Annotated in this window: 22 protein-coding genes and 1 pseudogene; 9 read left to right on the top strand and 14 right to left on the bottom strand. The window is 67.9% G+C overall.

Going from position 1 to position 17,311, the window contains the following annotated elements; genetic code table 11:
- Positions 1-304: 304 nt before the first annotated feature.
- Together MKL01_RS15100 and MKL01_RS15105 are read right to left on the bottom strand one after the other, a co-directional pair.
- A complete protein-coding gene (locus MKL01_RS15100; RefSeq protein ID WP_243906060.1) occupies positions 305-847 on the bottom strand; it encodes an HD domain-containing protein in 543 nt (180 codons plus the stop codon).
- A 497-nt stretch (positions 848-1,344) separates the two neighbouring features.
- Positions 1,345-1,707, bottom strand: coding sequence for a hypothetical protein (locus tag MKL01_RS15105; RefSeq protein WP_243906030.1), 363 nt, complete (start codon positions 1,705-1,707; stop codon positions 1,345-1,347).
- 251 nt (positions 1,708-1,958) lie between these two features.
- On the opposite strand from MKL01_RS15105, the gene MKL01_RS15110 reads away from it, so the two are divergent.
- Positions 1,959-2,213, top strand: coding sequence for a hypothetical protein (locus tag MKL01_RS15110; RefSeq protein WP_243906031.1), 255 nt, complete (start codon positions 1,959-1,961; stop codon positions 2,211-2,213).
- A gap of 10 nt (positions 2,214-2,223) precedes the next feature.
- Here MKL01_RS15110 and MKL01_RS15115 read toward each other — a convergent pair whose 3' ends face one another.
- Positions 2,224-2,373: a hypothetical protein gene (locus MKL01_RS15115; protein WP_243906032.1), complete on the bottom strand. Its 150-nt coding sequence runs from the start codon at positions 2,371-2,373 to the stop codon at positions 2,224-2,226.
- Here MKL01_RS15115 and MKL01_RS15120 point away from each other — a divergent pair.
- Positions 2,372-2,725 carry a hypothetical protein gene (locus MKL01_RS15120; protein WP_243906033.1) on the top strand — a complete coding sequence of 118 codons (354 nt, stop codon included), beginning with the start codon at positions 2,372-2,374 and terminating at the stop codon, positions 2,723-2,725. The two genes, MKL01_RS15115 and MKL01_RS15120, sit on opposite strands and share 2 nt — an antisense overlap.
- Positions 2,726-3,225: 500 nt before the next feature.
- On the opposite strand, the gene MKL01_RS15125 is transcribed toward MKL01_RS15120, so the two are convergent.
- Positions 3,226-4,122 carry a Hint domain-containing protein gene (locus MKL01_RS15125; RefSeq protein ID WP_279604641.1) on the bottom strand — a complete coding sequence of 299 codons (897 nt, stop codon included), beginning with the start codon at positions 4,120-4,122 and terminating at the stop codon, positions 3,226-3,228.
- 192 nt (positions 4,123-4,314) lie between these two features.
- On the opposite strand from MKL01_RS15125, the gene MKL01_RS36230 reads away from it, so the two are divergent.
- Entirely contained in the window at positions 4,315-4,497 is a 183-nt protein-coding gene (locus tag MKL01_RS36230) for a tyrosine-type recombinase/integrase (RefSeq protein ID WP_409566260.1), read from the top strand.
- 65 nt (positions 4,498-4,562) lie between these two features.
- Here the strand turns inward: MKL01_RS36230 and MKL01_RS15130 are convergent, their stop codons facing one another.
- The gene (locus MKL01_RS15130) at positions 4,563-5,186 is read right to left on the bottom strand and encodes a TetR/AcrR family transcriptional regulator (RefSeq protein ID WP_279604642.1); all 624 of its coding nucleotides are present in this window, start codon (positions 5,184-5,186) and stop codon (positions 4,563-4,565) included.
- 107 nt (positions 5,187-5,293) lie between these two features.
- On the opposite strand from MKL01_RS15130, the gene MKL01_RS15135 reads away from it, so the two are divergent.
- Positions 5,294-6,817 (top strand): FAD-dependent monooxygenase, encoded by a 1,524-nt coding sequence (locus tag MKL01_RS15135; RefSeq protein ID WP_243906036.1) that lies wholly within the window; start codon positions 5,294-5,296, stop codon positions 6,815-6,817.
- A gap of 460 nt (positions 6,818-7,277) precedes the next feature.
- Here the strand turns inward: MKL01_RS15135 and MKL01_RS15140 are convergent, their stop codons facing one another.
- The 3 genes from MKL01_RS15140 to MKL01_RS15150 form a co-directional block, all read right to left on the bottom strand.
- Positions 7,278-7,472 (bottom strand): hypothetical protein, encoded by a 195-nt coding sequence (locus MKL01_RS15140; protein ID WP_243906037.1) that lies wholly within the window; start codon positions 7,470-7,472, stop codon positions 7,278-7,280.
- A gap of 164 nt (positions 7,473-7,636) precedes the next feature.
- Positions 7,637-7,789 (bottom strand): hypothetical protein, encoded by a 153-nt coding sequence (locus tag MKL01_RS15145; RefSeq protein WP_243906038.1) that lies wholly within the window; start codon positions 7,787-7,789, stop codon positions 7,637-7,639.
- Positions 7,790-8,242: 453 nt separating this feature from the next.
- Entirely contained in the window at positions 8,243-8,662 is a 420-nt protein-coding gene (locus MKL01_RS15150; protein WP_243906039.1) for a phage antirepressor N-terminal domain-containing protein, read from the bottom strand.
- A 595-nt stretch (positions 8,663-9,257) separates the two neighbouring features.
- Between MKL01_RS15150 and MKL01_RS15155 the strand changes: the two genes are divergently transcribed.
- Positions 9,258-9,401 carry a DUF3606 domain-containing protein gene (locus MKL01_RS15155; protein WP_243906040.1) on the top strand — a complete coding sequence of 48 codons (144 nt, stop codon included), beginning with the start codon at positions 9,258-9,260 and terminating at the stop codon, positions 9,399-9,401.
- A complete protein-coding gene (locus tag MKL01_RS15160; protein ID WP_243906041.1) occupies positions 9,398-9,820 on the top strand; it encodes a response regulator in 423 nt (140 codons plus the stop codon). The genes MKL01_RS15155 and MKL01_RS15160 overlap by 4 nt, the downstream gene beginning before the upstream one ends.
- Positions 9,821-9,823: 3 nt before the next feature.
- Here the strand turns inward: MKL01_RS15160 and MKL01_RS15165 are convergent, their stop codons facing one another.
- Positions 9,824-10,027, bottom strand: a complete 204-nt coding sequence (locus MKL01_RS15165) for a hypothetical protein (RefSeq protein ID WP_243906042.1) — start codon at positions 10,025-10,027, stop codon at positions 9,824-9,826.
- A gap of 395 nt (positions 10,028-10,422) precedes the next feature.
- Between MKL01_RS15165 and MKL01_RS15170 the strand changes: the two genes are divergently transcribed.
- Complete coding sequence (locus MKL01_RS15170; RefSeq protein WP_243906043.1) at positions 10,423-10,896, top strand: hypothetical protein; 474 nt, start codon at positions 10,423-10,425, stop codon at positions 10,894-10,896.
- Positions 10,897-10,927: 31 nt separating this feature from the next.
- Here MKL01_RS15170 and MKL01_RS15175 read toward each other — a convergent pair whose 3' ends face one another.
- Positions 10,928-11,089 carry a hypothetical protein gene (locus MKL01_RS15175; RefSeq protein ID WP_243906062.1) on the bottom strand — a complete coding sequence of 54 codons (162 nt, stop codon included), beginning with the start codon at positions 11,087-11,089 and terminating at the stop codon, positions 10,928-10,930.
- Between the two features lie 112 nt (positions 11,090-11,201).
- A pseudogene (locus MKL01_RS36235) lies at positions 11,202-11,665 on the bottom strand (helix-turn-helix domain-containing protein); the annotation flags it as partial.
- A 137-nt stretch (positions 11,666-11,802) separates the two neighbouring features.
- On the opposite strand from MKL01_RS36235, the gene MKL01_RS15185 reads away from it, so the two are divergent.
- Positions 11,803-12,873: an NAD(P)H-dependent flavin oxidoreductase gene (locus MKL01_RS15185; protein WP_243906044.1), complete on the top strand. Its 1,071-nt coding sequence runs from the start codon at positions 11,803-11,805 to the stop codon at positions 12,871-12,873.
- Between the two features lie 145 nt (positions 12,874-13,018).
- Positions 13,019-13,555 carry a DNA starvation/stationary phase protection protein Dps gene (dps, locus tag MKL01_RS15190; protein ID WP_243906045.1) on the top strand — a complete coding sequence of 179 codons (537 nt, stop codon included), beginning with the start codon at positions 13,019-13,021 and terminating at the stop codon, positions 13,553-13,555.
- Between the two features lie 174 nt (positions 13,556-13,729).
- Here the strand turns inward: dps and MKL01_RS15195 are convergent, their stop codons facing one another.
- The 3 genes from MKL01_RS15195 to MKL01_RS15205 form a co-directional block, all read right to left on the bottom strand.
- Positions 13,730-14,848 carry a metallophosphoesterase gene (locus MKL01_RS15195; protein ID WP_243906046.1) on the bottom strand — a complete coding sequence of 373 codons (1,119 nt, stop codon included), beginning with the start codon at positions 14,846-14,848 and terminating at the stop codon, positions 13,730-13,732.
- A 154-nt stretch (positions 14,849-15,002) separates the two neighbouring features.
- Complete coding sequence (locus tag MKL01_RS15200) at positions 15,003-15,911, bottom strand: amino acid ABC transporter substrate-binding protein (RefSeq protein ID WP_243906047.1); 909 nt, start codon at positions 15,909-15,911, stop codon at positions 15,003-15,005.
- A 47-nt stretch (positions 15,912-15,958) separates the two neighbouring features.
- The gene (locus MKL01_RS15205; protein WP_243906048.1) at positions 15,959-17,281 is read right to left on the bottom strand and encodes an aspartate aminotransferase family protein; all 1,323 of its coding nucleotides are present in this window, start codon (positions 17,279-17,281) and stop codon (positions 15,959-15,961) included.
- Positions 17,282-17,311 lie beyond the last annotated feature (30 nt).

Raw genomic sequence — 17,311 nt, forward strand, 5'->3', positions numbered from 1 at the left:
GCCTTCCAGCACGATGCGGATCTGCTCCTCGGCCGAGAACTGCCGGCGCGTGGCGCGGCGGATGTCCTTGATCCCGGCTTCTGCCGGCTTCCGCGCCGGCCCGGACGTCTGTTTCATCTTCGTGCCTCAGGGCTACGATGAACCAGCCATCCTCCGTTCGTGAAGACCCTCGATCTGTCTCAGGAGTGCCGACGGCGGACAGGCCGCCTCTACCGCCCGCGAGAATTCTCGTTCGGTCGGATCGGCTGAGGTCGCTCGCTGCCCCTCCTCTGAGCAGGAGAGGGCCCGGTAGCCAGCGTGGGCCTCAGGGCTGGATCGACGACTCGGCCCGTGTGGCTGCCTCGTCGAACTTCGCTTCCAGCCATGGGCTCACGCCGCGCAAGCCAGCAACGACCTCACGCGCCCAGGCCACGTAGGCGAGACGCCGGCTGACTGACCAGTCTGGCGCGGCGCTCGCGGCGACCGCTCTTAGGTTGCTCGTCTTGTCGGCCAGCTTGATCAGCTTAGCCCGGTCCGACTTACCGGCCGCGCTCTCGACCTGCCGCCGCTTCCGCTCGGCCTTCGGCAAGCTCTTGTCGTCGGTCAGTTCCTCGACGGTGCGGGCCACTACCTCGCCCCAGGTCTGCGCGATCAGATCCCGCGGCACCTCCTGATCTTCGATCGCGTCGTGCAGCAGCGCGGCGAGGATCAGATCGACGTCGGTCCCGTCCGTCGCCTCTGCGACAAGAGCGGCAACCTCAAGCAGGTGGTTCACGTAGGGCTCTTGCGCCGCGCCCTTGCGCCGCTGGTGGACGTGCCAGCGCGCGACCGCGTCGGCCGCCTTCAGCACCTGAACCAAATTCGTCATTCCGCATCCTCCGTTCGTCATACCGTCCGGGCTCATGGCGCCACTGCATAGCTCAGCCCGCGCCACCACCCGCACGAATTCTCGATCGGTCTGATCGGTCGAAGTCGCCCGCTGCCCTCCGGCAGCCCTTCTTCGGTTCCGTATCCACAACCTGCCTCTGTGGATCTCCACTATCCGTGGGGTGAGCCGTTCTGAACCCTAGGCTGATCAAGAGCGCCGGGGCCACGGATCGCCCTCCCCCCTGCGGAGCCACTGCAGCCATTCCCGGCTGATGATCCGAAGCACGTTCGGGTCATTCGTCCGGCCTTGGTGGCGTCGCTCCTAGATAGTCAGTAGGCCGTCGCCCTCCGCGAGCCGGATCGCGGCCAGTGCGCGTCGCCGAGTCAGGGCTCGCCAAGGCAGTTGCAGCCGGAACGGTCCATGTCGGCCGGGCGACACGGTCAAGTCAACGGTGCGGGGGGCCTCGCAGCCGGGGACCTGCCGACCGTGGCCAGTCTTCACGGGGCGCTCGAACCGCGCAGCGGTATGGACAGGGCTGGGTCCGCTTCGCTGCAGCGGGCGTAGAAGCAGCCCTGAACCTGACCGGCTGCGGGTAGGGCGAAGCGCCCGAACACCGGCCCTTCGCCGTAAGGCTCGATCTTCGTATCCAGATGACCGACGCGCTCGACGTCCTCGCCATAGGAGCAGGTCGGGGCATAGTTGACGTCGCAGGCTACCTGCGCGGATCGGTTGCAGTCGTTGAAGACCTGGAACACGTAGGTCCGCTCATTCGCCGTTCCGCGGATGCCCCGCCTGTGCTCCAGACACATGGAGGTCGTACCGTCGGCCCTGGGTGTCCGCTCGTACTTGCTCCATTCCACCGGTCGCTCCTGTGCAGCCTGAGCAGTGACGACGCACATGGCGAGGGCAAGAGGTCGCACGGGGACCGCGCTGAAGCGTGGGTGCAGCATATGGCAACGGCGCTGGCTGCTGGCCGGCAGGTCCAGCAGAACCGCGGTTCTGACTGTCCGATGTATCTTGTCTTTCTCTGCCGACTTGAGGGGCGGCCACCCCAGATGACGAACGTGACCACTGCCTGGCGCTGTCGAGCTTACCAGCCTATGAGCCCGGCATGGCCAAGCGCATCAAGCTGCTTCCGCAGGAGCGGGGCACCGTCCTGTTCGACGTCGTCTTCGAGGACGGCAGTCGCGCCTCGAACCGACGCGTGCCTATGGAGATCCTGGGCGGCTTGGACGGCGATCAGCCGGCCCGCGAACTCATCGAGCAGCATGAGGCCGAGATCGCCCAGAAAGCCGGTCGGCCGGCGCGGGCGATCCAGAGCCTGACGCGAGCCGCCAAGCCGGAGCCGAAGCCCGCGCGGGAGTAATGCGCGGCGTTCAGGCTCGCAGGAAGGCCTCCAGCTCCTCGGCCATCACTGAGGCGCAGGAGGCCTCGTGCAGCGTCAGCCACCGCCGCATCAGCTCCGCCCGGATCGGAAGCGCGCTCAGCTTCGTTGAGAAGGCGGCTGGCTGGCAAGGGAGGACCATGGAGAGCGAACCCTGTCCTGTAGAAGTCCGGCACGCGGTCGTCGGGGCCATTATGATGGCGCTGGGTGCCTACGTCGGGGGCGGCGCGCTCTGGACCTGGTTGTTCTGGGCAGACCAACACATCGACGCCTCGCGCCTGTTCGCGCTGCTGTTCGCGTTCGTATCCATCACGGGCGGCTGGACACTGATCGAGAGGTGGCTGGCCGGCGAGTGGTTCGAGGGTCGAAAGCACCGGTGGAACAGCGACACCACCGATATGCAGGACCACTCTGGCTCTCATCCCGGGACCGCAGATGGCTCAGGATCAAATTGTGATCTCGGATCTAGCGATAGCGGTTCCTGCTCAAACTGATTGGATGCGGCTGCCGCAGCATCGCCCGCACCTGTGCGACGTGCGGCGGCTCGGGGATCCCGAGCAGATCGGCCAACGGAGCCTGTCGCTCCGACGTCAGTGGATCCGGGTGCCGTGAGGGCATGCCGGAATAATTCGTCGGCGCCCGCGGGCATCGACCTACACGATGGTACCAATGTGCTTCGAGACGCGGAAGGCCACGAGCCAATCGCCTCGGACGCGGGATGACCTCGGTTCCTCGACCTGCGGCAAGGTGCCCATCGCCTCGTGACAGTTCACCGGATCGACCCCGCCGCCCGCAGTTCGCGCTCCAAGCCCTCACGGAGGACGTTCAGCGGGTCATCGTTCGAGGCCTGCGGCGGACGGATCTCCTCCACCGGCGCGGGTGGAGTGTCGAGTAAGGCGCGCGCCGCGTCGGCCCGGGCCTCATTCAGCCCAGGACGCCGCAAGAGAGCTTTAACTGAGCGGATTATCGTCCGCATGCCGACTGACCGTGTCGCTCACGCCGCCAGCAACGCGGTCCACACGCCCGCCGTGTCGACCTGCTTGGCACACACCACGGCCCCATCGGCCGAGCGGCGAACCTCGACGACGTGCGGCACGCCTGAGGCCAGAGGCACATCCAGCCCGAGGTCGAAGCCCACCCGGCCGTCTCCCACGCCGGCCGCGGCGAGGTCCGCGCGGTACTCGCCTGCTACGGCGAACGCCACCACAGCCCCGTCCACCGTCACGTCCAGGCATACCGGGGCGTCGGGCTGGACGGCGTCCTGCGCCCATCCGGCCACGTGCAAAACGCCGTTCGCGCCGACCACACAGCGGTCCAGCCACGCCCGCACCGGGCCCAGGCCGACGGCCTCACCCGACGAGACGGCGCGTCGGGCCAAGCGCCCCCGCAGCGCGGCCAGTTCGGGGCCGAGTTCGGCCCGCGAGGCGTAGGGTACGGGGCGGGTGCCCGCGTTCAGCGCCTGGACACCACCGAAGCCACAGCGCACGCCCGGGGCGGCCAGGAAGCTCTCCGCCGGGGTGTTCTCGGCCATGAGAAGGTCGTGGCTGTCCAGCTCGATGTGCCAGTAGGTCAGGTCGACCGCCGCCTCGCCGCGCGTGATCGACGTGCCGTTCACCAAGTGGCCGGCGGCGACGAACAGGCCGTCGACCATCAGGGCGTGGTCGGGCAAGACGAGCAGGTCGCCGGCGGGCATGCCTTCGGCTAGGGCGCCGGCGCGGATGCGCACCGGGAGGTCATGCTTGGGCGTGGCGAGGCCGTGAGTCGGCTGACAATCGGCCCGCTGCCGCAACGCTATGAGACGGAGTTCACGAGCGGTAAGCGGGGGCAAAGGCTTGCGGCATCCCGCATGCGGACCTTCCAGGGCTCCCCTCTCGCACAAGTAGCGGTGCATCGGGTGACGGCCTCTATGGTCGCGGCTTACCGAGACGAACGTCTGAAGAATGTGAAGGGGGAAACCGTCCGCCGGGAACTGACGGTCCTCCGGCACTGCATCGAGTTGGCAACCCTGTACGTCAGATCACCCTCCCCTCCCCCCTCGAAGGTCAGAGGTCGACGGCTTCCAAAGGGGGCCGAAGCCTATCTGATGGCCGCCTTGGCGCAGACGCGGGTGCGGTACTTGCGTCCACTCATCATCCTTGCCCTCGAAACAGGGATGCGACGCGGAGAGTTGCTTGCTTTGGAATGGTCTGATGTTGATCTCAGCCCCGGGCTCGCACGATCGAAGACATCAAAGAACGGTCATGAGCGTTCCGGCCCACTAACTTAAACGCGCCGAAGTGAGGAGGTCCCGGATTCCATCGCCCTGTGCCCGGAAAGGCATGACGCTCCAAGCTAATCGGCTGCCGATAGCAATCCGCGCCGCAACAGCTCGCCATGCTGCCGTGCGAGGGCCTGAAGGTCGATAGGCTCACCGCCAGATGGCTCCATCACCTCGCCCCAGAGCATGCCCGTGAGCAGCGGGCCGACGACGGCGAAAGCCATCAAGCGTGCATCGCCGGCCCGCACCTCGCGGGCTGCCTGGGCTTCGCTCAGGGCACCGGAGACCGTGCCGATTGCCGGATCGACCACGTTCTCGCGCCAGAGCGTGGCGAGCTCGGGAAAGTTCGCGGACTCGGCGATCACCATCCGGGCCAGGCGCCGGAACTCCGGCTGCTGCATGAGGGTGGTCATCCCGTCCAGGATGGCAGCCAGCGTCACCCTGAACGGACGCGGCCTGGCACCGTCCAGCCATGCTTGGCCCACCTGCGGTGCGGCGTGCTGGACCAGCACGGCGCGAAACAACTCGGCCTTGGTCGGAAAATAGACGTAGAGAGCCGCCTTCGAGAGACCGGCTTGCGCTGCGATGTCGGCCATCCGCGCCGCCGCGAAGCCGCGCCGCGCAAATTCCGACAGGGCCGCATCGACGATCTCCGCCGGGCGTTCGGCGCTGCGTCGCCGCCATCGTGCTCTTTCCATCGATCTCCTTGCATCTCCCACCCGCCAAATTGTGCCCGTCCATGAACGCAATTGACCCAGGAGTCATCAATCTTTATCTGACTCGCTGGTCAGATGCGGAGATTGCCATGTCCCAAGCCATCCTGATCGTCGGTGCCGGGCCGACAGGACTCGTCCTCGCACTCCGGCTCCGCCGGCACGGCGTGTCGTTTCGCATCATTGATCAGCACGACGGGCCTGGCCGGGCTTCCCGTGCCCTCGTGATCCATGCCCGCACCCTGGAGTTCTACGATCAGCTCGGCCTGAGCGAGCGCCTGATCGAGGGCGGCACGAAGGTCGAGGCGGTGCGTCTGCGCGAGGCTGGCGCGGAGGTCGGCACCATCCGGCTGCGCGACATGGGCCTTGGCCTCAGCCCCTTCCCCTTCGCGCTCTGCCTGCCCCAGGACGAGCACGAGGAAATCCTCGTCGATGCGCTGGCCGCCGAGGGCGTGAACGTCGAATGGGGCACACGCCTCGACGGGATCGAGCCCGCGGGGGACGCGGTCCGCGTGAGCCTCGTGCGCGGCGACCGCGAGGAGCGGGCCGCCTTCGCCTACGTCGCCGGATGCGACGGCGCTCACAGCCGGGTCCGGGCGGCCATCGGCGCCCATTTTGGGGGCGGGACCTACGACCGGCTCTACTACGTCGCCGACGTGAAGCCCCGGCGCGCCCTCGATCCCGACCTCGTCGTCGCCCTCGACCGAGGCGACTTCGCCCTGCGATTGCCGTCCCGCCGCGGCGAGAACGAGCGCCTGATCGGCTACGTGCCATCCGACCGCGAGACCGACCCGCGCTTCGAGGATGTCCGGGCGGATGCCGAGCGGCTGCTCGGGGTCGCGGTCGCCGAGGTAAACTGGTTCTCGACGTACCAGGTCCACCACCGGGTCGCCGCGCGCTTCCGGGACGGGCGCTGCTTCCTGCTCGGCGATGCCGGCCACCTGCACAGTCCCGTCGGCGGGCAGGGCATGAACACCGGCATCGGGGATGCGGTGAACCTTGCCTGGAAGCTGGCGGCGGTCGTCTCGGGACAAGCCCCGCCGGACCTGCTCGACAGCTACGAGCCGGAGCGGATCACCTTCGCGCGGAGCCTCGTGGCGACCACCGACCGGGCGTTTCAGGTGATCAGCGACCAGGGGCTGCGCGGCCGGGTGTTCCGCACCCTGATCATGCCCCGCCTACTGCCAGCGGTGACGCACTTCGATGCCGGCCGCCACGCCATGTTCCGGCTGCTCTCGCAGATCCGCGTCGCCTATCCCGACAGTCCGCTGAGCGCGGGCAGGGCCGGCGCGGTGGCCGGCGGCGACCGGTTGCCCTGGGTGGACGGCGCCGACAACTTCGCGCCCCTCGCCCGGCTCGAATGGCAGTTGCACGGGTTCGGCAACATTGATGCGCCGCTGGTTGAGGCGGCCGACGGCCTCGGCCTGCCGGTCCGGCAGTTCGCGTGGAGTTCCGAGGCCGAGAAGGCGGGTTACCGGCGTGATGCCGCCTATCTGATCCGGCCGGACGGATACGTCGCCTTGGCGGCACCCAACCCGTCCGAGCTTCGGGCGTTCACGGCGCGCTGGCAGCTACAATCTGGTCAACGGCGCGATACGCGTCGCGAGGGCGCATGATCCAGTTATGCTCTCCCGCTCATCCGCGGCCGCACCGGCCGGTGCCGTGGGATGCGTCCCCGCGCTGCTGATGCGCGCGGGGGCGTCTGCACGTCGTGGCGATCAAGCGATGCGTGGATCCTGGACCGGCTTCCATGCAGGTGGGCAGGCCGCCCGGACGTCACCCCGCGCCGTGGCCGCCCTTGGCGTTGTCGGGCATGGGCGGGTCCGGCCGGTTGTCATACCCGCCACTCTCCGGACCCTCGCCGGCATCAGGCTCCGGGCTGCCCGGTGAGTGCGGGCCGCTGCCATCGGCTGCCGGGTCGGGCTTCTTCGCTTCCCCAGCCGGCCGGCCCGGCGGCACCGTTCCGAAGGCTTCGCGCGCTGCGTCTACATCCGAACCCATGCCGGTCTCCCCGGGTGTTGTGGAAGGCCAAGGCATGGTGAGGTTGTGGGTTCCGCACGTGCCGTGCGCGGCGGCTCAGTCCCCGCCGTCGCCATCCCCGCCGACGTCGCAGCCGCCGTCCGGCAGCCAGTCGGTCGGATCTACGCCACCATCCCCGGCCGCGTTGCCCGGTGGCTTGTCAGGATGCTCTGTCCGCACTTCGGCGAACAGCTCACGCGCCAGCCGGTCCAGCTCGGCGTCGGACAGCCTCTTGTCCGATCGGATCGGCATGGGCCTCACCCCATGCGGGGCGTCGGCCGCTCGGCCCCGCCCCGATCTGCTTCACGGGGCGGCGGCGTCCGATCTCATCGGCGGTAGGCCGATCCGCAACGCGGCCCGACACCTTGGGGCCAGGGCGCGGTTACGGACGCGTGTACGGCGTCCGTATGCCGGATTCAGTAGCCGTAGTACCCATAGCCGTAGGGCCGGCGGTAGTAGCCGTAGGGCCCGCCGTAGTAGCCCACCGGGGCGTAGCCGTACCCATAGGGGTAGCCGTACCCGTAATAGCCGCCAGCGAGGCCGTACCCGAGGGCAGCGCCCGTGGCCAAGCCTAGGCCCAGCCCAAGGCCACCGTAACCGTAACCGCGGCCGTAGCCATACCCGTAGCGGCCATAACCGCCGCGGAAGCCACCGTAGCCACCGCGGAAGCCAGCGCCACGGAAGCCACCACCGAAGCCGCCGCCATGGAAGCCACCGCCATGGAAGCCACCGCCACCGAAGCCGCGTGCATCAGCACCGGTCGGAACAAATGCCAGTGCGGCCAGCAGCGCTGTCGAGGCAAGCGAGAGACGTTTCATCGGGATCATCTCCTATCTACAAGCGTGATCCGAAAACTCGCTTCTCTGCACACCGGATCCCATTCTGGGAAGCAAAAGGCGTCGCAGATTTGTATCGGCGTGTTGCTGATAGACAAAAAAGCCCGACCAAGGGGAGATGATCCTTGGTCGGGCGCTTCCGTATCGAGCAATAGGGGGGCGGTGTTGCTCGATACAGTTGCCGGGCTAACCGATCGAGCTTGCAAGAGTTCCACCATCCATCGCCGAGCTTTCGCCGGCCGATCGGGCACGAGCACCGCCCGGCGCAAGGCGATCTATCTTGAGCTTCACCTGGAAACCCGCAGCGGAGCTACGGGTGCGGGCCGGGCAAAGGCTCGCCAAGCTGGCGAAGCTGCACCCGCCGAACACTTTACGGCCGAAACCGGCGTCACCACTGGCCGCTCTGAGCGTGCCGTCCAGCGCAACGCGGAGCGCGGAGATGGCATCACGGCCGCCCCCTTGGAAAAGGTTCGCGGCACGGCCCTGGACCCGCTGCCGCACGGCCGGGTTGGGGATCTTGGTCGGGTCGATGGTGGCGAGCCACATCGGGTCGCGGTGCAGCGGGATGCAGGTCATTTCCCGCGTGGGGCCACGCCGTGCGAGCACGCTGCGTCCGGCGCGGGCGTAGGCCCGGGCTCTGCCTTCACCTGCACAACCGCACGCACGTGGCTTCGCACGACCGTGCGCGACCGGATGCGCGCGGCAGCTCGATCGCTGCATCGAGACGATGCAGGCCATCCGGGCCGAGATGCGGGCTCACGCCAGGAGCTTGACGACCGAGAATTTGCCGGGCGCGTAGCTGCGCCCGACCAACCATGCAGGGGCGGCTCCATGCCGGCGCCGCGGCCCGCCGGACAACGGGAACCTACCTTCGTGTCCCCGGCCCTAAGCAGGCGGACGGCGGATAAGGCCGGGAAGGCCGCATCAACCTTGAGGGCAGCATACAGATCCTAACCGACGATATTGGGCGAGGGAGATTATCAAACCCAATCGGTCCAGATCTGAATGACATCGATCGCGGTCGTTGGGGATAATTCTTCATCCACAGCGTCGATCCGATGTCATGCAACTTAATGCCCCCGAACACGTTGGCGAGTATCCATTCAACAAATATTCTGAGGCGCGGTCTTCGTGAGAAGTCGCGAAACACTCGCGCATGCCTTTCAGCCCTAAGGTCGTACGAAGCCGCGCCGTCACCCACATGGACAGTTCTGATCGCAGCGTCCGAGCCGCTTGGGCCGAACGCTACGGCTTGACGGACGAACAAGTGCGCAAGGCGGTGAGGATGGTCGGTTCCCGGATCACCACCTTGACGAGCCACCTTCGTGGGCCGTCCGGATCATGATGGCCGACACCGCGCTAAGCCAGCGGGTGCCCTCGGCTTCGCACCGACTCGGCGTCCTGATTGTCGATGACGATGCCGTGCAGCTGATGGACATGGCCCAAACGCTGGCCGATGCCGGCATGGCCGTGTTCGAAGCGTCCAGCGCCGGCGAGGCGCTCGGCGTGCTCAAGGTTCGCACAGACGTGCGCGTCATGATTAGCGACGTCGATATGCGCCGCGGCGATCTCAATGGCTATGAGCTTGCCAAGGCGGTCTCGGTTCGGTGGCCCGAAATTGGCCTGCTGATCGTGTCTGGTCAGAGCCGGCCCAAGGCTCTCGATCTACCAGAAGGCGCGCGCTTCATGAACAAGCCGTGCGCGCCGAGCGCGCTCATCGGAAATGTCTTTGCCTTCGCGTCACAGCAGAACGGCGGCATTTAGGTCCTACTGCCCGCTGCCGCCGCTGGTCTGCGGCACCGGCGCGGTCGGTGCGGCGGCATCGCCGCCAGGGCTCGGGCTGGCCTGTGTGGCTGGCGTCCGCGTCGAGCCAGGCGCGGTCCCAAGGTCGGGCCCCGCGTTTTCCCAGTGGACGAAGGCGACCCCCGCGAGGATCAGGGCGAGTGCGATCGGGAAGAGCCAGCGTGCCATGCGCCAAGAACCGAGGCCTCAAGCCTCGGTTCCTACAGGCCGCCTATCGGGCAGGCGCCGTGGTGTTGGCGCCCATGCCGACGCTCGGCGCGAGGTACCGGTGCCCGGAACGGTGCCGGCGCCAACTGCACCCGTCGTCGAACCGGTGGTCGAGCCGGTGGTCCGCTCGTTCATCTTCTCGCCAGAGCTCTTCACGGAGCCGGGATTATTCATGTTGCCCTCAGTGCGACCGCCGCCGGCTGCCGTTTGGGCGTAGGCGGTGCCGGTCGGAGCAACAGCAAGAGCGGCCACAAGGCCGTAAATCTTAATGCGCATAGGCGTTTCCTCAATCAATCCATGTTGGGGCTCGTAAATAAACGCCGGCATTCTTATATTCCTTCATTGGAGACTTCCTGATGGCCACCACAGACATTGAAAACAGCCCGTGGATTGTCACAGCCATCATCCGACCGCCGGATCCGAATGCGCCGCCGATGGAGCGGCCGCTCAGCTCAAGGACGATCGCCCGCCTGCGGGAGAGGGCGGAGGCGGAGGCTAGAAACACCGCGGCCGCTCGTGTCCTCGCCGCCCAGGTCCAGCGGGGCTTGCGGCCGCCCCCGGGCCGATTGTTCGCCACGGACGCGGCCGGGCTGGTGTTGTGCGGACCAAATGGCGGGATGGGTACCACTGAGCGGATGGTGCGGACCTTGGCCCCGCTGGCTGCCCGCGGCAGGCACGCAGCGGCAGCGCTAGTGGCCGCTGGCGGGTGGCGGGACGAGGAGGCCCTATGGGAGGCCCTGGCCGGCATTGGGCCGAAACTGGCGGTCCTGGGCCTGCGGATCTGCAGGCGCAAGGCCGGCCTGCGGATCGCGAAGTTCAAGGCGGTGTGAGGCCGGACCGTTGATGGGCAGGCCGTCTGCCTCAGCCGAACGTACCCACCGCTGGCAGGTCACGATCTGCTATCGGGGGGCGCTTGGTGATCTGCACCCGCGGCAGCCGCGCCATCGCCTCCGTGTAGCCGGGTGCAACGGCCTCAGGTACGAGCAGAACGCGCGCCGCGGCGCGGTCTTTCAGGGTGGACATGGGCGAGTGGCTCCTTCTGGCACCGGGCTGAACTCGGTGTGCGCTGCAGAAGATATGGGGTGCGCCGCAGCATATAGCGACCCGTGAACACGGGCCCGGTCGCGTTCGCGACAAGCCCCGCGCCCGCAGCCACGTTCTCGATCGACAAGCGGCAGTCCTTCCGGCGGGCTACCTCGGCCGCCACCAGGGCGAGCACCGACTGTTCGGCCAGCGTGAACCGGGCGGCCAGACCGGGCGGCCAGACCGGGCGGTAAGCGGCCAGAGGCTGCCAACCGGCGGCGGTGCTCCATCGAGGCGTCCGCGGGCTGGCCGGGAGCCGACGCCGGGCCTGCCTGGGCGATCCTGCGGTGAAGGCGTCAAGCCAGCGGCGGCTGTTGCCGTTGGGTTCGGGCTCTGTCCGGAATTCTGTCCAGCATCAGACGAGCGGCGACCGTCAATCAACACGGACAGCGCCTCGGCCTCGACCTCCGTGATCCTTCCTTCTCCGAAGGCCTTCCACAACGCAGCCGTGACAGCCGGCAGCGCCGCGCGCGGGTCCGCTTCCGCCCGTCGGCGGATCTCGTCGGCGTAAGTCATCGATCCCGGTCCCTCACGGGCCGCGGCTTGGGTCCAGGCAAGCCTTTCCAAGTCAACGTGAGTGCGCTCGACCCAACCTGACATCTAGGATCCGGTCGGCGTAAGCTTTCCAGCAGCACGCAACCTCGGATCAGGCCATGAGCGCCGCCCTTCACCGCACTGAAATTTTCTGCTCTCGGTTCGGACTGCAGGTGCCGATCCTATTGGCGCCGATGGCAGGCGCCTGCCCGCCAGCACTCTCTGTAGCCGTGGCAAAGGCCGGCGGCCTCGGCGCCTGCGGCGCCCTCCTGATGGGGCCGGACGAGATCCTGGCTTGGGCCGGCGCAGTCCGCGCCGGCTCGAACGGTGCGTTCCAGATCAACACGTGGATCCCCGATCCCGCGCCGGCCCGCGATCCAGCCCACGAGGCACAGGTGCGCGACTTCTTGGGACGATGGGGCCCTGAGGTCCCCCCTGAAGCTGCGGATGTCGTGCCACCCGCCTTTGATGCGCAGTGCCGGGCGATCTTGGAGGCGGGACCACCCATCGTCTCTTCGATCATGGGGCTCTATCCGGCACCGTTCGTCGCCGAGTTGAAGCAACACGGCATCGCGTGGTTTGCGACCGTGACGACGGTTTCCGAGGCACGGGCGGCAGAACGCGCGGGGGCTGATGCGGTCGTCGCTCAAGGTTCGGAGGCAGGCGGGCACCGCGGTAGTTTCGATGCCGGTGACGCCGAGCGTCAGCAGGTTGGATTGTTCGCCCTCCTGCCCGCGGTAGCGGATGCTGTCTCGGTCCCGGTCATTGCTGCAGGCGGCGTCGCTGACGCGCGCGGCGTCGCGGCAGCCCTGATCCTGGGCGCGAGCGGAGTGCAGATCGGCACTGGCTTCCTTCGCTGTCCGGAAGCTGGCATTCACCCGGCCTGGGCCGACGCCATTGCGCTCGCCGCTCCAGAGGATACCGCCGTGACCCGCGCCTTCAGCGGCCGGACGGGCCGGAGCCTCGCGAACGGCTACGTAAGGGCTGCGGCCGCGGCCGATGCCCCGGCTCCTGCGCCCTATCCGGTTCAGCGTGCACTGACCGCCGCCATGCGTGCTACGGCGCAAACAGCGGGCGATGTACAGCGCATGCAAGCCTGGGCAGGCCAGTCAGCCCGTCTCGCATCCGCCGACCCAGCGGGGGCGGTCGTGCGACGCTGCTGGGAGGGCGCGAAGGCGCTGCTGTCGTGAGGCGCCCGCTCTGTCGCAAGGTACGCCACCCGGGGCAGCCCATGTCGGCCGGGCGGCACGGTGACGTCGACGTTGCGGCGATCGGCCGGCAGGAACCGGCTGAGGCTCGATCGGTTTTGGCAACCGACCATATCGGAGCGATAGCATGGCGACCAAAAGCACCCCGCGGCCCCATCACACCCGCAACGACACCGACTCAAACGCGAAAAGGGTGTCGATCGAAGCGTTGAACGCCCGGCTGGCCGACGGTATCGACCTTGCCCTGGCGATCAAGCAGGCTCACTGGAACCTCAAGGGCCCGTCGTTCATCGGCATCCACCTGATGCTCGATGGCTTTCGCGATGAACTGAGCGACCTCAACGATAAGGTCGCCGAGCGCGCGGTGCAGCTCGGTGCTACCGCGCTCGGCTCGACGCAGGTTGTGGCGAAGAGCACGAAGCTTCCGCCTTATCCAACAGGCATCTACGCGATCGCCGATCATCTCGCCGCGCTGATCGACAGCTATGCGGCCTACGCCAACGCGGTGCGCGAGAACATCGACCAGACCGACGAGGCGGGTGATCCTGACACGGCCGACCTGTTCACGGAGGTCTCGCGGGCGGTCGACAAGCACCTGTGGTTTCTCGAAGCGCACGTTCAGGAGCCGACAGGCGAGATGCGTGACGGGAACAAGGCCGTCTGAAGGGGTCTGTCGGCTTTCTCTCTGCCCATGGCCAAGCGTGCACGACAACTCCCGCAGGAGCGGGGTTTGCCTGCCGATGTCCGAACACGGAGAGGTCAACGGTGCCTCACGCTCCGTCCGATCGCTGCCGTTCGTCGGATCCCCGTCAGGCGGAGCTCAAGAGTCAACTTCGGGCTACGACGCGGTGCGCAAGGTAATCCGCGTCAACTCCGACGGGCGGCCGAGCCGAAGCGCGAAGCCCGGCCACAGCGCGGTGCCGTTGCTGACGTAGAGCAGCATGTCCCCGACCCGGTAAGCCCCGGAGACGAAGCCGGCGTTGCCTCGTGCCACCAGCCGGTCCAGGCCGCGGATCATGCCGCCGTGGGTGTGCCCGGACAGCTGCAGCTTCACCCCATGTGCGGCGGCCCGCGCGGCGTTCGCCGGCTGATGATCCAGCAGCACGACCGGCGCTTGTACGGGCGATCCCGCCAGCGCGGCGGCGAGGTCGGGTCCCGGATGGCCCGCGGCGGGCGCCGAGCGGTCGGTCACGCCCGCAACCACGAGCGCGCCGCCATCGCGCCTGAGGACCATGTGGGCGTTGGCCAGCACGCGGATCCCCAGCCCGGCGAGGTGGCGCATCCAGGTGTCGTAGTCGAAGAAGTACTCGTGATTGCCCGGCACGGCCCAGATGCCGTCCCGCGCCGTCAAAGCGCGCAGCGGCTCGACGGCGGCTCGTCGGGCCTCGAGCGAACCGTCGATGAAGTCGCCTGTCACCACGATCAGGTCGCTGCCGAGGTCATTGGCGCGCGCGACGACGGCCAGCGTCCACTCCGTCGGGAACAGCCGACTGATGTGCAGGTCGGTGAGATGCACAAGCGTGTAGCCATCGAAGCCGAGGGGCAGGCCCGGTATCGCCACCGTAACGTCTTTCAGCGGCGGCACGCGCATGGCCTGGGACACGGCCACCGCCGCCAGCACCGCGGCCGCGAGGACCGCCGCGTAACGCCAAGCCATGAGGATCCCCCACCCGCTCCCCGGCAGGACCCAGCAAATCAGCGCCATAGAATCGAGAGCGATGAGCACAGGCGCTGCCAGCGCGAGCGCGCCGAACGCCCAGTTGAACAGGATGACGACCGGGCGGGGGAATTCCGGCGCGAAAACCGACCCGGAGGATAAGCGGCTCCACAGATGATACTGGGATGCAATGAGCAGGAGGGCAGCCAGGCCGAGCTTGAGCGCGAGCGGCCACGGGCTGGGCCACACCACGCGTGCGATGACATAAACGGCTGGTAGGCTGGGGATCAGTCGGATCATGATCCGCTACATGGTGAGCAGCATCCACTTGAGGAGCCGTCACCGTCCCGCGTGGCCAGCGATCTGCCCGTGCCGCAACTGAGCACCGCAACCGGACCTTGGCTGCCCGCTCGAAACCGGCCCTTCGCCTCCCGGGTCAGGTCGGATCTCGCGCTCAAGGCTTCAGCGCGTCACTCGGGTTCCTGACGCGGGACTGCAGCGCGTCGCTCATCGGCAGGTCTAGGATCTGTCCGGCCGGCGGGATCGGCGTGAGGAACCACCGCTCGTACACCTTCGCGAACGTGCCGGAGGCCATCTGCGCTTTCACAGCGCCATCGACGAGCGCCTTGAACTCGGGATCGTCGCGCGGGAGCATGAGGCCGTAGTAGTAGTCGGCGCCGGACGATGCCGGCAGGAACGCCAACGCTGCCGGATCCAAGGCCGTCGCCCGCGCCCCAGCGAGCAGGACATCGTCCTCGTACCACGCCGCCGCTCGGCCGGTGCGCAGCATCAGCAGCGACTCGGCGTGGTCGCGCGCCTGGAGAATCGTCAGGTCGAGACCGTCCGCGGCGTTCAGCTTCTGCGCCAGAAGCATGTTGAGCGAGCCCTGCGTGATCACCACGGTGCGGCCCCGCAAGCCGTTCACATCTGCGATCCCGGACGCCCGCAGGGTGAGCCAGCGCGGCTGGCTGACGAAGGTCGCGACGGAGAAGGCGACCTGCTTCTGCCGCTCGGCGGTGTTCGTCGTGCTGCCGCACTCGATGTCCACCGTGCCGTTCTGGAGAAGCGGGATCCGGTTCGAGGCGTTCACCGCGACGAAGGCGGTCTTCAGCTCCGGCAGCTTGAGCTCTGTTCGGACCCGCTGCGCCACCGCCGCGCAGAGATCGAGCGACATCCCGACAGGCTTCTGATCCGGACCGAGATAGGAAAACGGGATCGACGCCTCGCGGTAGCCCAATGTCAGCGTGCCCGAGGACCGGATCTTCTCGAGCGTCGGGCTTGCGGCGAGCGCCGCCCCGAGGCCGGAGACGATCGCCAGGGCTGACAGGGCCGGACGGAGAGCACACGCGAGCTTGGGCGTCATGAGGGTGTCTCCAGGCGCCAGGACATCGGATCTGCCGGCGATCGCCTTCAGGCGGTGCCGCCGGCCGCGGTCTCGTCGAGGCTCTCGCGCAGCGCCGCCTCGAGGATCTCGACGGCCCGGTCGATCTCATCGGTGGAGACAGTGAGCGGGGGGGCGATCCGCCAGACCGAGCCGCGCTCGGGCCGGCGACGGATGTTCATGCTCAGGCCTTTCTCGAAGCACTTGCGCGTGGTGAGAGCGCCGAGGGCATGCGCCGGGCTGCGCGATTCCCGATCCGTCACCAGTTCGACCCCGACGAGCAGGCCGAGACCGCGCACGTCGCCGATTACCTCGTAGCGCTGCTGCAGGTCCTCGAACCGGCCGCGCAGATAGGCGCCCATCTCGTTGGCCCGGGCGACGAGCTTTTCCCGCTCGATCACCTTCAGGACCGCGAGGCCGACCTCGGCGGTGAGCGGGTCGGAGACGTGGCTGGTGTAGTACGTGAAGTGCTTCTCGTGGATGTCCGCCTCGATCGCGGCGGTGGTCGCGACGGCGGCCAGCGGCAGGCCGCCGCCCAGCGTCTTCGACATCGTCATGATGTCCGGCACGACGTCGAAGTGCTCGGCGCCGGTGCGCGTGCCGATCCGGCCGAAGGCAGTCTGCGCCTCGTCGAAGATGAGCAGCATGCCGCGGGCATCGGCCGCCTCGCGCAGGGCGACCAGGAACGAACGCGGCGGCACCAGCACGCCGCCGGCACTGATCACCGGCTCGACGATGATCGCGGCGCCCTTGCCCGCCGACTGCATGTCGTAGAGCTTCAGCGCGAGATCGAGGTTGGCGAGCGCCGCCGACTCCTCGTCCATCCCCGAAAAGTAGGGGCGGTAAGCGTTGGGCTCGGGGATGACGAACACGCCGGGCGCGGGCACGCCGTAGCCCTTGCGGTCGCTGGCCATCGAGACGGAACTCGCCCCGCCGGTGATGCCGTGCCACGAACCGCCGAGGGCCAAGACCTCGTACCCACCGGTGTACATCTTGGCCATGCGCAGGGCGACCTCGGTCGCCTCGGAGCCGGTGTTGACGAAGATGGTCTTCGTGAGGTCGCCGGGCAGCCAGTCGCGGGCCAGCACCTGGGCGAGCTCGGCCACCACTTCCGGGATCATCCCGCTGAAGAAGTGGAACGCCTTCTCGCCAGCCCGGTGGACCGCCTCGACGATGGCGGGATGGTTGTGACCGATCGTGGCGCACATCTGGCCGGAGGTGAAGTCCAGGTACTCGCGTCCCTGGCTGTCGGTGACGACGGTGCCCCTGGCTTTCGTGAAAAGATTCGGGAAGGCGTCGCCGCCGTAGCGGACCAGATGGTCCTTCGCCGCCGCCTCAAGGGATCCGCTCATCGTCCGCTCCATCGGCAGGGGCCGGGATCG

The organism is Methylobacterium sp. J-070 (assembly GCF_022829385.1).
Classification (GTDB): domain Bacteria; phylum Pseudomonadota; class Alphaproteobacteria; order Rhizobiales; family Beijerinckiaceae; genus Methylobacterium.